Below are 14,396 nucleotides of genomic sequence, written 5' to 3'. Positions count from 1 at the left end.
TACCAGCCATCCCACCCCGACGCATGTTTCCCCGCATCGGGGTACTGACCGCACTGTGGATATTCGTTGCAACCGCAGGGATTTCCTCCATCCGGAACTCCCGGTTATCCGCCCCACCCGCCGCGACGTTTCGATCGGACGCTTCCGGGGATAGTGGATGCGCCACGGCGGTCGTGGCCGCTGCGAAGGTGGCGATGAGATTCGCCCGCACCATGGCCGTGTCGCCGTGCAGATCGATCATCACATTGGTAATGAAGTGCTGAATGCGCTTGTCATTCAGAGTGATTCCGGCTCGCCCGCGCGATGAGCGCAGCACGACCCACGGCCCGGACACCGGGTGTTTTCGCGGTCGCGTCGGCGGTGTAGTCGGCCCGGCCAGCCAGGCCGATCTTGGTCATCATACCGGCGTAGATCGCAGCGATATCGTTGCCACGCTGAACGATCTGGCCGAACGCGGTTTGATCGAACGCACCCCGGATCCCAGCGACCGTCGCCGCAATATCGTCACCATCACCAAGGCGGGCACCCGCCACCTGGACGAACTGGAGCGACGGATCGAAGGCGCCCAGGACGAACTGACCGCCGCCCTCACCGCCACCGAACGCGGCGAACTCGTCCGGCTGCTCACCAGGATCCTCGATGATCATGTGCAAGGGTGAGCGGGCCCGTATTTCCGCAGGCCGGGGGTAGGGTGCGCAGAGCGAGCAACTAAACTGCATCCGTGAGTCTTGTGCTGCTACCTGCTGTCGATGTCGCCAATGGAGAGGCCGTGCGCCTGGTTCAGGGGGAGGCGGGCAGCGAAACCAACTACGGCTCTCCGCGCGACGCGGCACTCGCCTGGCAGGAAGCCGGTGCGGAGTGGGTGCATCTGGTCGATCTGGACGCCGCATTCGGCCGCGGTTCCAACCGTGAATTGCTGGCCAAGGTCGTCGGTGAACTCGATGTCCAGGTGGAGTTGTCCGGCGGCATCCGCGACGACGAATCCCTGGAGGCCGCGCTGGGTACCGGCTGTGCCCGGGTGAATCTCGGTACGGCCGCGCTGGAGGATCCGCAGTGGTGTGCCCGCGCCATCGCCAAGCACGGCGAGCGCATCGCCGTCGGTCTGGATGTGCGGATCATCGACGGCGAGTACCGGCTGCGCGGCCGCGGCTGGGTCAGCGACGGCGGCGATCTGTGGGACGTACTCGAACGCCTCGAGCGCGACGGTTGCTCGCGCTACGTGGTCACCGATGTGACCAAGGATGGCACCCTCACCGGCCCCAACCTGGATCTGCTGCGCGAAGTCTGCGCCGCCACCGATGCGCCGGTCATCGCCTCCGGCGGCGTCTCCACCGTCGAGGATCTGATCGCCATCGCCGAACTGGTACCCGAGGGTGTCGAGGGTTCGATCGTCGGCAAGGCGCTCTACGCGGGCCGCTTCACGCTGCCCGAGGCGTTGGCCGCGGTCCGCTGACGATTCGATGACCGCCAACCGTCTCGATACCGAACTACCGGCCTTGCTCGACGTCGCCGGCAAAATCCTCGACGCAGCCAGCCCACGGTTCGTCGACGGGGTCGGTGCGCCGAGCGCTGTGGCCAAGGGCCGCAACGACTTCGCGACCGAACTCGATCTGGAGTTGGAGCGCACCATCTCCGCGCAACTCGAGCAGCGCACCGGAATCGAGGTGCACGGCGAGGAATTCGGCGGTCCGCAACTGACGTCGGGGACCGCGTGGGTGCTGGATCCGATCGACGGCACCTTCAATTACTCATCGGGACATCCCCTTTCGGGCATGCTGCTCGCGCTGGTGCACAACGGGGAGCCACTGCTCGGACTGACCTGGCTGCCATTGCTCGGCCAGCGGTATGCGGCTGCCGTCGACGGTCCGGTGGTGCTCAACGGCGTACCGCTGCCGCGCCTGCCGCACGGGAAGCTGGCCGAGGCGATGATCGGCTTCGGCGCGTTCAATGTGGACTCCGCCGGGCGCATTCCCGGCCGGTTCCGTTTCGACCTGCTCGGTCCGCTGAGCAGGCTGTCTTCACGGGTGCGCATGCACGGCTCCACCGGCATCGACCTCGCGTTCACCGCGTCGGGTGTGCTCGGCGGCGCGATCGTCTTCGGACACCATCCGTGGGACAACGCAGCGGGTGTTGCGCTGGTGCGCGCGGCGGGCGGGGTGGTCACCGACCTGGCGGGGGAGCCGTGGACCATCACCTCGGGTTCGGTGCTGGCCGCCGCGCCGGGAGTGCACGAGGAGCTGTTGGAAATGATTTGCACGGTCGCCGACGATGCGTGAGTCGACGCATGAATGCCACATGGCAACTGGCGAAGTTGGCGGCGTAGGTGGGCACAATATGATTCGCAGAAGGGTGAGCCGATGACGTTGGCGGTACGTGTGATTCCGTGCCTGGATGTCGACGCGGGCCGAGTGGTCAAGGGCGTCAACTTCGAAAATCTGCGGGACGCGGGCGATCCCGTCGAACTCGCCGCCGCCTACGACCTGCAGGGTGCCGACGAGCTGACCTTCCTCGACGTCACCGCCTCGACCGGCGACCGCGGCACCATGATCGATGTGGTGACGCGCACGGCCGAGCAGATCTTTATCCCGCTCACCGTCGGTGGCGGTGTGCGCACGGTCGAGGATGTCGACCGACTGCTGCGTGCGGGCGCGGACAAGGTGTCGGTGAACACCGCCGCCATCGCGCGTCCCGAGGTCTTGCGAGAAATGTCGGAGCGCTTCGGCTCGCAGTGCATTGTGTTGTCGGTGGACGCGCGCACGGTTGCGGACGGTCAGCCCGACACTCCGTCCGGCTGGGAGGTCACCACGCACGGTGGCAAGCGCGGCACCGGTATCGACGCCATCGAATGGGCCGTGCGCGGAGCCGAACTCGGCGTCGGCGAGATCCTGCTCAACTCGATGGACGCCGACGGCACCAAGACCGGCTTCGACCTGCCCATGATCAAGGCCGTACGTGAAGCGGTCTCGGTGCCGGTGATCGCCAGCGGCGGAGCCGGTGCCGTCGAACACTTCGCCCCCGCCGTTCAGGCCGGTGCGGACGCGGTCCTGGCCGCCAGCGTCTTCCACTTCGGCGACCTCACCATCCCCCAAGTCAAAGCCGCCATGCGCGCCGAACACATCACTGTCCGCTAGCCCCCAAACGAAGGCGGCGCATAGCCGGTGATTGCCTCGCACCAGGTGTATGTTCTGCGAGGTTCTCCGCAGATATGCGACAGCCTGAGTCGTGCCCCAACCAAGGGGACGTGCGGGAATGGGCGGGCCTCGGGCTCGGTGCGCGCTCGATCACCGAGTCGGCCTTCGGCGCGAACTTCGACCGGCCGATTACTCGGCTCCGCGAATTCCTGATCGCATTGCGCGGCGTTCTCGATCACGGCTCGGTGGATTTCCACGGCGAAACCCTCAGCGCCGTAACGCCGATGCCTGCCGCGGTCGCGGGTGCCGACCCGACGGTGCCGGTCGTTGTCGCGGCGATGGGACCGCAGGCGCTGCGGGTGACCGCCGAATTGGCCGACGGCACAATGCCATTTCTGGTCGGTCCGAAGGCATTGGGTGAGTACATCGTCGAACCCATCACGGTGGCCGCCGAACGAGTCGGACGCCCGCGTCCCCGCATTGTCGCGATGGTTGCTGGCGTGGTCACCGCTGATGTCGACAGCACTCGCGCGACGGCGACCGAACAATTGGCCTTCTACAACGAGATTCCGTCCTATCGGCGCATGATCGAGCTCTCCGGTGTATCCCACGCCGCCGAACTCGCTGTGATCGGTGATGAACAGACCCTCGCCGACCAGGTCAACGCTTACTTCGAAGCGGGCGCCACCGATGTCGTTGTCGCCCAAACAGATTTAGCCTCCGAGGCGGATCGGCGACGCACCTGGCAGGTCCTGGGTGAGCTGAATCGCACTCGCACAGCGCGAGATTCTTCAGGATAGTTCGGCCGCCACGCCGCGGCGGTGATTGCTATCTGCCCGATAGTTACCCAGGCTTAGCGACCATGTCCGCCACGTGCCCCGCATGCTCTTGGCCATCGCCGTTGCTGGTGTCGACACATGGTTCGGTTCGCTATCTGCGGTGTGTCTGTGGCAAATGGCTGGTTGCCCACCGGGGCGGAGTGAAATTGGTGACCGGCAGAGCCGCGCGCACCAAAAAGCCTGTGGCCGAACATCTGGAACTGATCCCGCCGCCGGACGAGTAGGACCGATCGCACCAGGTGGTGTTTCGGCAGTACAGGATGTGTTCGGTCGGGGTGCTCCCTGTATAACGGTGATATGACTCTCGACCCTGCCATCGCCGCCCGGCTCAAGCGCAATGACGCCGGACTCGTCGCCGCGGTCGCGCAGGAGCGCGGCACCGGCGATGTGCTGATGGTTGCCTGGATGGACGACGAGGCGCTGGCCCGTACGCTGGAAACCCGCAAGGCGACCTACTATTCGCGGTCCCGCCGGCAGTACTGGGTCAAGGGCGAAACATCCGGCCACACTCAATACGTGCGCGAGGTGCGCCTCGACTGCGACGGCGACACGATCCTGCTCGTCGTCGATCAGGATGGCGCCGCATGCCACACCGGCACGCACACCTGCTTCGACTCCGACCTGCTGCTCGCCGATAACTGAGCGGAACCTCGCGCGCCTGCTAGGGATTCGGCTGCTAGTCGCGCTCCTCGACCGCCGCTGACCTGCCGTTGGACTGGCTCAGTGTGTCGCCGAGCTGTCTGACCAGCAGTTCGCTGAGATCGGCGAGCTGCGCCGTTTGCGCGGCATCGAGACCGTCGAATACCAACTGCCGCACTGCATCCAGATAGCCGGGTGCCGCCTCGACGACCTTCGAGTAGCCATCGTCGGTGAGCACCGCGTGCACGCCGCGGCGACCGGTAGTCGCCGACCGCTGTGCCCAGCCCATGCGCTCCAGCTTCGACACCACATGGGACAGTCGCGATAGCGATGCATTTGCTTTATGGGCAAGATCACTCATCTGCAGCCGATGGCCGGGTTCCTCGGATAACAGTGTGAGCACCCAGTATTCGAAATGCGTCACCCCGGATTCGCGCTGCAACTGGGTGTCCAAAGCGCCTGGTAGACGTGTCATCAGCGCTACGGTCGCTCGCCAAGCTCGTTGTTCGTTCGGGTCGAGCCACTTCGTCACTGGTGCCTTCTTTCGAGCCAAGTGACGTCTGTTTGTTAGCGAACCTAGCGATTAATGAAAAGCATATTCACGGTCACTCGCGCAAATGAGTTTGCCACGACTTCGCTCGACCGTCATGGGCTTGGTTCGTGGCGTGAGGTCACTCACAGGGACGGATAGCGGTGTCGGCTACGCGTCCTAGGTAACCGTCGGCGCTTGGGGAGTGGTGGCGGGCGGTGTCGGCGCCGGTCGCTTGCCCGGATGCCGGCGCCGCCACCGTCGTCGGCCGATCAGGGCCACCGCGGTGAGGAAAATCGCGACCGCGACGATGGCGCCGACCAGTGAGGCGCCACGGAAGGCGGGCGCGTCTACGTCCAGAATCCGCTCGCCGGCGTGCGCGGCACTACTGTTGCCGAGCACGATCGACAGTGTCATCAGATTCGGAATCGCGACGATCACCGCGAGCAATGCGGCAGCACCCGCGATGAACCTTCCGGCTCGCCGCTTCCAGATCAGCGCGGCGACCAGGAACAGGAACAACGGGATCGCGGTGCTGAAGACACCGTATGCCAGGCCCCAGCCGATGCCCTTGCTGAAACTGCCACTCACCAGGTCGGCGACGCGCTGCGCCCACCAGCGTGGAATGAAGGCCGCAAGAATGAAGTAGGCGATGATCAATACGGCGATGACCGCCAGCGCGCCGATGATCCGCGTGCGCCACGTGGCCAGCGTGGATTTCTGCCCATCTGGCCGAGCCTCGCTCGAAGTCATGAATCCAGCGTATGCCTGGCAACCAGGAGATCGACGGCGATGGACCTGGTGTTTTTCGTGTCGGTCGGCGTGAGATTCGGGAGCAGGGCTACTGCAGCGCGCGCTCGCGTAGGAACTTCAGCGCCTCGTCCGCGTGCACATTGGCCCGCAACTCCCCGGTGATCACCTTGGCGACCTTGCGATCCCGATCGATCACGAACGTCTGGCGTTTGACCGGTGCGAGCTTGCCGAGCAGTCCGCGCTTCACATCGAACGCCGAGGCGATCTTGCCGTCGGCATCCGACAGCAAGGGGTAACCGAGGTTCTGCTTGGCAGCGAATCCGGCCTGAGTGTCGACGCCATCGGTGCTGATACCGACGCATGATGCGCCCAGCGCGGCGAATTCGGCGGACAGATCACGGAAGTGGCACGCCTCCGCCGTGCAGACCGGCGTATTCGCGGCAGGGTAGAAGAACAGCACCAGCGGACCGTTCGCGAGTAGCGCATCGAGCGAACGCAGTGTGCCGGATTGATCGGGAAGCTCGAACTCGGGAGCGAGCTGACCTGTCTGCATACTGGGGACAGTACCGGGCGCGAGGTCGGTTCGCCGCCCCGCGCTCGGTCCCGTCATGCCGGAGAGCGCAGTGACGGGTTCATATCAGGACTAAGCGCCGATGAGCGCGGCGACTTCGGGATTTTTGATCTCCATGACATCGAGAATTCCGTGCGCGCGCAGCAGTGGCCTGAGTTCCCTGATCCGGTCGCTGTGGGTGGCGTACTCGTCCGGAAAGTGGCGCTTGTCCAGGGCTTCCAGCGCCTTCACGTAAGTGACGAAGGAAGCCAGGGCGTTCACCTGGTTGGCGCTAGGTGATCCGCCCATGGAATTCAGGCCGACGATTCGCGGGGGCTTGCCGGGCAGGGCGGAGCCGGCGGCATGCCGACCGTCCGGCGCACCTGGTGGCGAGGGGTACATCGGTTGTCTCCTCTCGAAATGGATACCGCGTGTGAGATCGAACGGGGCGAGCGTAGTGACGGCTGTCACCCGCCCCTGCGGCACGTCAGAACCGGACAGTCGGTTGTAGAGGTTGGGACGCGCCGACAAGGCTGTCGGTGCCACCTGGGATGATGGACTCATGCCTGGCGCGTCCACTCCTACCACCACGACCCGCGAACAGTTCCGCCTACTGGCCGCGGCGCATCGGGTGGTCCCCGTGACCCGAAAGGTGTTGGCGGATTCCGAAACCCCGCTGTCGGCCTACCGCAAGTTGGCCGCGGATCGGGCCGGAACGTTCCTGTTCGAGTCCGCGGAGAATGGGCGGTCGTGGTCGCGGTGGTCGTTCATCGGCGCGGGCAGCCCCTCCGCGCTGACAGTCGTCGATGGGGAAGCGGCCTGGCTCGGGCACACCCCCGCTGATGCTCCGTCCGGTGGCGATCCGCTGGTGGCCCTGCGCGAAACCCTGCAGTTGCTGCGTACCGAGCGGTTGCCCGGCCTGCCCCCGCTGACCGGCGGCATGGTCGGCTACCTCGGCTACGACGCGGTGCGCCGGATCGAGCGGCTGCCTACCCTCGCCATCGACGATCTGCGGCTGCCCGAGATGGTGCTGATGCTTGCCACCGATCTCGCCGCCTTCGACCACCACGAGGGTGCGATCACGCTCATCGCGAACGCCGTCAACTGGAACGGCACCGCCGAACGGGTCGACGAGGCCTATGACGATGCGGTCGCTCGGCTGGATCGGATGACCGCCGCGCTGGAGGTGCCCGCGGAGTCCACTGTGTCGGTCTTCGATCAGCCCGAGCCGGAGTACCTCCGTCGCCGCACCACCGAAGAATTCGGCGCGGGTGTGCGCCGCCTGGTCAAGGAGATCGAGGCGGGCGAGGCCTTCCAGGTGGTGCTCTCGCAGCGCTTCGAAATGGACTACGACGGTGCGCCCCTTGACCTCTACCGGATGCTGCGCGCCGCCAATCCGAGCCCGTACATGTATCTGATCCACATTCCGGACGGCAACGGCGGCACGGCATTCTCCATTGTCGGCTCCAGCCCGGAATCGCTGGTGACGGTGAAGGAGGGCGTGGCGACGACACATCCGATCGCGGGCACTCGGTGGCGTGGCGCCACCGAGGAGGACGATCTGCTGCTGGAGAAGGGGCTGCTCGCCGACGAAAAGGAGAATGCCGAGCATCTGATGCTCGTCGACCTCGGCCGCAATGATCTCGGCCGGGTCTGCCAGCCGGGCACGGTGCGGGTCACCGAGTATCGCCACATCGAGCGCTACAGCCACGTCATGCATCTGGTCTCGACGGTCTCGGGTCGTCTCGCGCCGGGCAAGATCGCGCTGGACGCGGTCAGTGCCTGCTTCCCCGCGGGCACGCTGTCCGGTGCGCCGAAGGTCCGCGCGATGGAACTCATCGAGGAACTCGAGCCTACTCGCCGCGGCGTCTACGGCGGTGTCGTCGGCTATCTCGACTTCGCGGGCGATGCGGATACCGCGATCGCCATCCGCACCGCACTGTTGAAAGACGGTACCGCCTATGTGCAGGCGGGTGCGGGCATCGTCGCGGATTCGGATCCGGACTACGAGGACGTCGAATCGCGCAATAAGGCCATGGCGGTCCTGCGGGCGGTAGCGGCCGCGAAAACTGTTCGGGCGTACAGCGTGTCGATACCTGCGGACGGCAGTGCGGAATGACCGATCCGGAACCCGTCGATACCGATCCGACCCCCCAGGCGGACGCGCAGACCAGCAAGCGCAAATATCCGGTCGGCGCGATCGTCCTGCTCGCCATCGCCGCGGCGGCGTTGTGGGGCTCCTCCCGGATGACGTGGGTAACTGTCTCATCCACCGACGGCCTGACCGAACCGCGCACCGACAAGCTCAACGGCGGTGTCTGGTTCGGTGCACTCACGCCACTGGCCCTGGTCCTGCTGGCGGCCATCGCCGCGGTGCTGGCGACCCGCGGTTGGCTGCGACGCATGTTCGGTGTCCTGATCGGTCTGGTCGCCGCGGTGACAGCGGTCCCCGCGTTCGCGCTACTGACCGGATCCGGCGCGACCGCGGCCCGGGCCGCCACCCTGGCGGAGCTGCCTGGTCGCGCGACCGTGACCGAGGTGGTCACGTCCCAGTTCCCCGCCGTGCTTTCGCTGCTGGGAGCGCTGGCAGCCTTCGCGGCCGGTGTCCTGCTGGCCCGCATGCCCGAGCATGCCGCCCGATTGTCCGGCAAGTACGACAATCCGGTCTTCCGCAGGGCCGCCGCCTCCGAACAGGTGACACGTCAGCGCACCGACGAGGCGGCCGGCGATACCGGTCGGCTTTCCGAGCGGGTGCTCTGGGATGCGTTGGACGCAGGTGCGGACCCAACGGAGGAAGCAGGTCGACCCGCTTCCGCCGCAGACGATTGCGCCGAGCATGATCAGGAGGAACAGAGGCATCGAAGTGTCTGAGCAGGTGACTACAAACCCCGGCGCAGTTGCGCTACAAGCAGCCATTTATTCTTTGTCAGCATCGGTGAGACAGTGCCTGGGGGGATTCTCAGGCAGCAAGTCCGTCTCCCCAGAAAGGATTCGAGCCAGATGACGGTACTCGACTCGATTCTCGACGGGGTCCGCGCGGATGTGGCCGCTCGGGAAGCCCTTCTGGACTTCCAGACGATCAAGGCGGCCGCAGCCACGGCGCCCGCGCCGCTGGACGCCCGCGCCGCGCTCCTCGAAGACGGCATCGGCGTCATCGCCGAGGTCAAGCGGGCCAGCCCGTCCAAGGGGGAGCTCGCGGATATCTCGGACCCGGCGAGTCTGGCCAAGGCCTATGAGGACGGCGGCGCGCGCATCATCAGCGTGCTCACCGAGGGCCGCCGCTTCCACGGGTCGCTCGACGATCTGGACGCCGTCCGCGCCACCGTGAACATCCCGATCCTGCGCAAGGATTTCGTGGTCGGGCCCTACCAGATCCACGAGGCCCGAGCGCACGGCGCGGACGTCATCCTGCTCATCGTGGCCGCCCTGGAGCAGGACGTGCTGAGTTCGCTGATCGACCGCACCGAATCGCTCGGCATGACCGCGCTGGTTGAGGTGCACACCGAGGAAGAGGCGGACCGCGCCCTGGAGGCCGGTGCCTCCGTGATCGGCGTGAACGCCCGCAACCTCAAGACCCTCGAGGTCGACCGCGATGTCTTCGCACGCATCGCTCCCGGTCTGCCCACCGAGGTCATCCGCATTGCCGAATCCGGTATCCGCGGCACCGCCGATCTGCTGGCGTATGCCGGTGCGGGTGCGGACGCCGTGCTCGTCGGCGAGGGGCTGGTCACCAGCGGTGACCCGCGCGCGGCCGTCTCCGAACTGGTGACCGCGGGCACCCACCCGTCCTGCCCGAAGCCCGCACGGCGGGGCCGGTGACAAAAGTGACGACTTTGCCCAAGGCCTCCGACGGCGTCCACGAGCGCAGCGAACACGAGCCCGATTCGGGCGGCCACTTCGGCGTCTACGGCGGCAGGCATGTGCCGGAGGCGCTGATGGCGGTGATCGAAGAGGTCACCGCCGAATACGAGAAGTGTCGCCTCGATCCCGCCTTCCTCGACGAACTGGACCGGCTGCAGCGCGACTACACCGGTCGCCCGTCGCCGATCTTCGAGTGCCGGCGGCTGGCCGAGCACGCCGGTGGCGCCCGCATCATCCTCAAGCGCGAGGATCTGAACCACACCGGTTCGCACAAGATCAATAATGTGCTCGGCCAGGCGTTGTTGGCCAAGCGCATGGGCAAGACCCGTGTCATCGCGGAGACCGGCGCAGGTCAGCACGGCGTCGCCACCGCGACCGCGTGCGCACTGCTCGGCCTGGACTGCGTCGTCTATATGGGTGCGGTCGACACCGCCCGTCAGGCGCTGAATGTGGCCCGTATGCGGCTGCTCGGCGCCGAGGTGATCTCGGTGCGGACCGGTTCGCAGACCCTCAAGGATGCGATCAACGAGGCGCTGCGCGACTGGGTCACCAATGCCGACGCCACCTACTACTGCTTCGGCACTGCCGCGGGCCCGCATCCGTTCCCGATGATGGTGCGTGATCTCCAGCGCATCGTCGGTCTGGAGGCTCGCGCCCAGGTGCAGGCGCTCACCGGTCGGCTGCCCGACGCGGTCACCGCCTGCGTCGGCGGCGGCTCCAACGCCATCGGCATCTTCCATCCCTTCCTCGACGATCCGGGCGTGCGGCTGATCGGCTACGAGGCGGCCGGTGACGGCGTCGAAACCGGAAGGCATGCCGCGACTTTCACCGGTGGCACACCCGGCGCGTTCCAGGGTGCGTACTCGTATCTACTGCAGGACGAGGACGGCCAGACCATCGAATCGCATTCGATCTCGGCCGGTTTGGACTATCCGGGTGTCGGTCCGGAGCATGCCTACCTCAAGGACATCGGTCGCGCCGAATACCATCCGATCACCGATACCGAGGCGATGGACGCGCTGCTGCTGCTCAGCCGTGCCGAGGGGATCATCCCGGCGATCGAATCCGCACATGCGGTGGCCGGCGCGATGAAGCTCGGCAAGGAACTGGGCAAGGGCGCGATCATCCTGGTGAACCTGTCCGGGCGCGGCGACAAGGATATGGACACGGCGGCCCACTGGTTCGGGCTGTTCGATGACCACGGCGCCGACAAGGAGAGCCACCAGTGAGCGAGCGCAGCGAGCGAACAATGAATACAGCGTCCACGACGTCGACGGAGCCGAACGTCTGCGAGGCGCAGTCATGAGTCAACAGTCGCGCCTCGCGAACACCTTCGCCGCCTGCCGCTCGGAGGGCCGGGCCGCGCTGATCGGCTACCTACCCGCGGGCTATCCGGACCTAGCCGGTTCGATCGAGGTGTGCCGCACGATGGTCGAATCCGGTTGCGACATAGTCGAAGTCGGCGTCGCCTACTCTGATCCGGTCATGGACGGACCCACCATCCAGGCGGCCGCCGATCAGGCGCTGCGCGGCGGTGTCCGGGTACGTGATGTGTTCTCGGTGGTCGAGGCGATCACCGCGGCGGGCGGTAAGGCCGTCGTCATGAGTTACTGGAATCCGGTGCTGCAGTACGGCGTCGACCGCTTCGCGCGCGATCTGTCCGCCGCGGGTGGTTCCGGCATGATCACCCCGAACCTCATCCCGGAGGAGGCCGACAGCTGGTTCGTCGCCTCGGCCGCACACGATCTGGACCGCATCTTCCTGGTCGCGCCGTCGTCCACCGAGGAGCGTCTGGTGAAGACGCTGGAGGCTAGCCGCGGCTTCGTCTACGCGGCCTCGACCATGGGTGTCACGGGCGCTCGCGACGCGGTTTCCTCTGCGGCTCCGGCGCTGTGCGCACGCGTCCGCGCCCACTCCGATATCCCGATCGGTGTCGGCCTCGGTGTACGCAATGGTGCGCAGGCGGCCGAAATCGCCTCCTATGCAGATGGAGTCATCGTCGGCTCGGCACTGGTGACCGCCGCAGCTCAGGGACTGGAGGCGGTGCGTACTCTCACGGCCGAACTGGCTGACGGTGTTCGCTCCGCGGCCGTCGCCTCCTAGCCGCCCGAGCGGGGCACGCCGACCGCGGATCCCGCGATGTGGTCGTGCTCCGCTACGGTTGGGGCCGTGACCTTACGAGTCCTCGCAGACAGCGTCCTGAGCAGCCGTGCCGTCACCGCTGATGTGCTGGCCTACATTCCCAGTCCGCCGCAGGGCGTATGGCATATCGGTCCGTTTCCGCTGCGGGCCTATGCCCTGTGCATCATCATCGGCATCGTCGTCGCCATCTGGTGGGGTGAGCGGCGCTGGCAGCAGCGCGGCGGCCAGAAGGGGGCGATTCTCGACGTCGCGATGTTCGCGGTGCCCTTCGGTCTGGTCGGCGGGCGGCTCTATCACGTTGCCACCGACTGGCAGAAGTACTTCGGTGCCGACGGCCATCCGATCGATGCGCTGAAGATCTATCAGGGCGGCCTCGGCATCTGGGGCGCGGTCTTCCTCGGCGGTGTCGGTGCCTGGATCGGCTGCCGGGTCTACCGAATCCCGTTGCCCGCGTTGGGCGATGCGATCGCGCCGCCGATTCTGCTGGCCCAGGCCATCGGCCGGTTCGGTAATTACTTCAATCAGGAGCTCTACGGGCGCAAGACCGACGTGCCGTGGGGTCTGGAGATCTATCTGCGCTTCGACGATCAGGGCAAGCTCGACATGATGAACGGCGTCTCGACCGGCGTCGTGGACAAGGTCGTGCAGCCGACGTTCCTGTACGAGATGATCTGGAACCTGCTGATCGTGGTGCTGCTGGTACTGCTCGATAAGCGCTTCCGGATCGGGCACGGCCGGCTGTTCGCGCTCTATGTCGCCGGGTACTGCCTCGGCCGCTTCTTCGTCGAACTGCTGCGTGATGACGAGGCGACCAAGATCGCGGGCATCCGCATCAACTCATTCACCTCGGCAATCGTATTCCTGGCCGCCGTCGCCTATTTCATCTTCGCGACGAAGGGTAGGGAAACCGCCGATCAACTGCAACCGTCGACGGTTGCGCGGCCATGGCCGTGGCAGATCGGGGCACAGCGCGCGGCGGGCGCCGAATCCGAGGCCGCCTCGAAGGCCGCCGCCGCGGCGGAAGCGGTGCCGCCGAAGCATGGTGCCGGGAAGAAGGACGCGGCGCCCAGCGCGGATGAAGACGCCGAAACCGACAAGGACGACGCGGCGAAGCAGATCGAGGACAACGGCGAAAGCGTTGGCGAGCAGCCGGATCCGACGAAATCCGAGAACTCCGGCAACGAATCGCAAACCGCCGGCGATAACTCAACGGAGTCCGATACCGCGGACGCCGAGCCGGGCAAGGTCGGAATCTCGAAAAAAGACGACTGATCTCATAACAACTTGGGTAACTCGTCGGGGCACCGAGTAGACACGTGAGCGCGGGTCCGCGACGATACCCTCGGGTGCCCAATTGCCCGGCAAAACACGCGGGGAGGCGGGTGAGCGCCCGTCGAAATGCACAAATGATGGAGGACATTTAGTGACCGACCCCTACCAGAATCAGCCAGGCTTCGGCGGTCCCCAGTACGGTCCGCCCGGGACGGGGCCGGACCTGAACAAGCAGCCCGAGGCACCGGGACAGCAGTACCCGTCGAATCCGTACAACCAGCAGCAGCCGCAGTACGGCCAGCCGCAGTACGGTCAGCCGCAATACGGCCAGCCCGATCCTTACGCTCAGCAGCCGGGCGGCTACCCGCCGCCGTACCAGGGCGGCGGCTACAACCCCAACGATCCGGAAGCGCCCTACGGTCGCGACCCGTTCGGTGTGCCGTTCTCGGATAAGCAGAAGCTGACCGCGGGTCTGCTGCAGATCTTCCTCGGCGGCTTCGGTGTCGGCCGTTTCTACACCGGCCACACCGGCATCGCCGTGGCTCAGATCGCGGTCACCTGGCTGACCTGCGGTTTCGGCGGTCTCTGGCCGTTCATCGACGGCATCATGATGCTCACCGGCAAGGTGCCCGACAGCCTCGGGCGGCCGTTGCGCGACTGACCGCCGCCAATAATCGACC

General features: G+C 66.2%; 18 protein-coding genes. 13 read left to right on the top strand and 5 right to left on the bottom strand.

The window, feature by feature from the left end; all coding sequences use genetic code 11:
* A partial coding sequence (locus tag ACW2Q0_RS24480; protein WP_457193241.1) for a hypothetical protein occupies positions 1-241 on the bottom strand: 241 nt, incomplete at its 3' end.
* Between the two features lie 22 nt (positions 242-263).
* Here ACW2Q0_RS24480 and ACW2Q0_RS24475 point away from each other — a divergent pair.
* From ACW2Q0_RS24475 to hisI, 6 genes are all read left to right on the top strand, one after another.
* Positions 264-659: a MarR family winged helix-turn-helix transcriptional regulator gene (locus ACW2Q0_RS24475; RefSeq protein WP_457193240.1), complete on the top strand. Its 396-nt coding sequence runs from the start codon at positions 264-266 to the stop codon at positions 657-659.
* Between the two features lie 62 nt (positions 660-721).
* Positions 722-1,453 (top strand): bifunctional 1-(5-phosphoribosyl)-5-((5-phosphoribosylamino)methylideneamino)imidazole-4-carboxamide isomerase/phosphoribosylanthranilate isomerase PriA, encoded by a 732-nt coding sequence (gene priA / locus ACW2Q0_RS24470; RefSeq protein ID WP_457193239.1) that lies wholly within the window; start codon positions 722-724, stop codon positions 1,451-1,453.
* Positions 1,454-1,460: 7 nt separating this feature from the next.
* Entirely contained in the window at positions 1,461-2,276 is an 816-nt protein-coding gene (locus tag ACW2Q0_RS24465) for an inositol monophosphatase family protein (protein ID WP_457193238.1), read from the top strand.
* 81 nt (positions 2,277-2,357) lie between these two features.
* Positions 2,358-3,131 carry an imidazole glycerol phosphate synthase subunit HisF gene (gene hisF, locus ACW2Q0_RS24460; RefSeq protein WP_457193237.1) on the top strand — a complete coding sequence of 258 codons (774 nt, stop codon included), beginning with the start codon at positions 2,358-2,360 and terminating at the stop codon, positions 3,129-3,131.
* Between the two features lie 74 nt (positions 3,132-3,205).
* On the top strand, positions 3,206-3,931 hold the full coding sequence (locus ACW2Q0_RS24455; protein WP_457193236.1) for a TIGR03564 family F420-dependent LLM class oxidoreductase: 726 nt from the start codon (positions 3,206-3,208) through the stop codon (positions 3,929-3,931).
* A 336-nt stretch (positions 3,932-4,267) separates the two neighbouring features.
* Positions 4,268-4,612 carry a phosphoribosyl-AMP cyclohydrolase gene (gene hisI / locus ACW2Q0_RS24450; protein WP_457193235.1) on the top strand — a complete coding sequence of 115 codons (345 nt, stop codon included), beginning with the start codon at positions 4,268-4,270 and terminating at the stop codon, positions 4,610-4,612.
* A 34-nt stretch (positions 4,613-4,646) separates the two neighbouring features.
* Here hisI and ACW2Q0_RS24445 read toward each other — a convergent pair whose 3' ends face one another.
* The 4 genes from ACW2Q0_RS24445 to ACW2Q0_RS24430 form a co-directional block, all read right to left on the bottom strand.
* Positions 4,647-5,084: a MarR family winged helix-turn-helix transcriptional regulator gene (locus ACW2Q0_RS24445; RefSeq protein ID WP_457193234.1), complete on the bottom strand. Its 438-nt coding sequence runs from the start codon at positions 5,082-5,084 to the stop codon at positions 4,647-4,649.
* Between the two features lie 234 nt (positions 5,085-5,318).
* Positions 5,319-5,891 (bottom strand): permease, encoded by a 573-nt coding sequence (locus tag ACW2Q0_RS24440; protein WP_457193233.1) that lies wholly within the window; start codon positions 5,889-5,891, stop codon positions 5,319-5,321.
* 88 nt (positions 5,892-5,979) lie between these two features.
* Positions 5,980-6,444, bottom strand: a complete 465-nt coding sequence (locus ACW2Q0_RS24435) for a peroxiredoxin (protein WP_457193232.1) — start codon at positions 6,442-6,444, stop codon at positions 5,980-5,982.
* A gap of 90 nt (positions 6,445-6,534) precedes the next feature.
* Entirely contained in the window at positions 6,535-7,005 is a 471-nt protein-coding gene (locus ACW2Q0_RS24430) for a hypothetical protein (RefSeq protein WP_457193231.1), read from the bottom strand.
* Here ACW2Q0_RS24430 and ACW2Q0_RS24425 point away from each other — a divergent pair.
* The 7 genes from ACW2Q0_RS24425 to ACW2Q0_RS24395 all read left to right on the top strand — a co-directional run bounded on the left by ACW2Q0_RS24425 (position 7,004) and on the right by ACW2Q0_RS24395 (position 14,377).
* The gene (locus ACW2Q0_RS24425) at positions 7,004-8,560 is read left to right on the top strand and encodes an anthranilate synthase component I (RefSeq protein ID WP_457193230.1); all 1,557 of its coding nucleotides are present in this window, start codon (positions 7,004-7,006) and stop codon (positions 8,558-8,560) included. The genes ACW2Q0_RS24430 and ACW2Q0_RS24425 overlap by 2 nt on opposite strands.
* Entirely contained in the window at positions 8,557-9,312 is a 756-nt protein-coding gene (locus ACW2Q0_RS24420; RefSeq protein WP_457193229.1) for a TIGR02234 family membrane protein, read from the top strand. The genes ACW2Q0_RS24425 and ACW2Q0_RS24420 overlap by 4 nt, the downstream gene beginning before the upstream one ends.
* A gap of 129 nt (positions 9,313-9,441) precedes the next feature.
* Entirely contained in the window at positions 9,442-10,260 is an 819-nt protein-coding gene (gene trpC, locus ACW2Q0_RS24415; RefSeq protein WP_457193228.1) for an indole-3-glycerol phosphate synthase TrpC, read from the top strand.
* Positions 10,257-11,531 (top strand): tryptophan synthase subunit beta, encoded by a 1,275-nt coding sequence (gene trpB / locus ACW2Q0_RS24410; protein ID WP_457193227.1) that lies wholly within the window; start codon positions 10,257-10,259, stop codon positions 11,529-11,531. The genes trpC and trpB overlap by 4 nt, the downstream gene beginning before the upstream one ends.
* Before the next feature lie 73 nt (positions 11,532-11,604).
* Complete coding sequence (gene trpA / locus ACW2Q0_RS24405; RefSeq protein WP_457193226.1) at positions 11,605-12,405, top strand: tryptophan synthase subunit alpha; 801 nt, start codon at positions 11,605-11,607, stop codon at positions 12,403-12,405.
* A gap of 96 nt (positions 12,406-12,501) precedes the next feature.
* Entirely contained in the window at positions 12,502-13,716 is a 1,215-nt protein-coding gene (lgt, locus tag ACW2Q0_RS24400; RefSeq protein WP_457193248.1) for a prolipoprotein diacylglyceryl transferase, read from the top strand.
* 151 nt (positions 13,717-13,867) lie between these two features.
* Positions 13,868-14,377, top strand: a complete 510-nt coding sequence (locus ACW2Q0_RS24395; RefSeq protein WP_457193225.1) for a TM2 domain-containing protein — start codon at positions 13,868-13,870, stop codon at positions 14,375-14,377.
* The last annotated feature ends 19 nt before the right edge of the window (positions 14,378-14,396 follow it).

The sequence above is a fragment of the Nocardia citri genome (assembly GCF_054065835.1).
The sequence above is the reverse complement of the archived record's forward strand: the minus strand, read 5'-3'. Positions and strand labels throughout refer to the sequence as shown.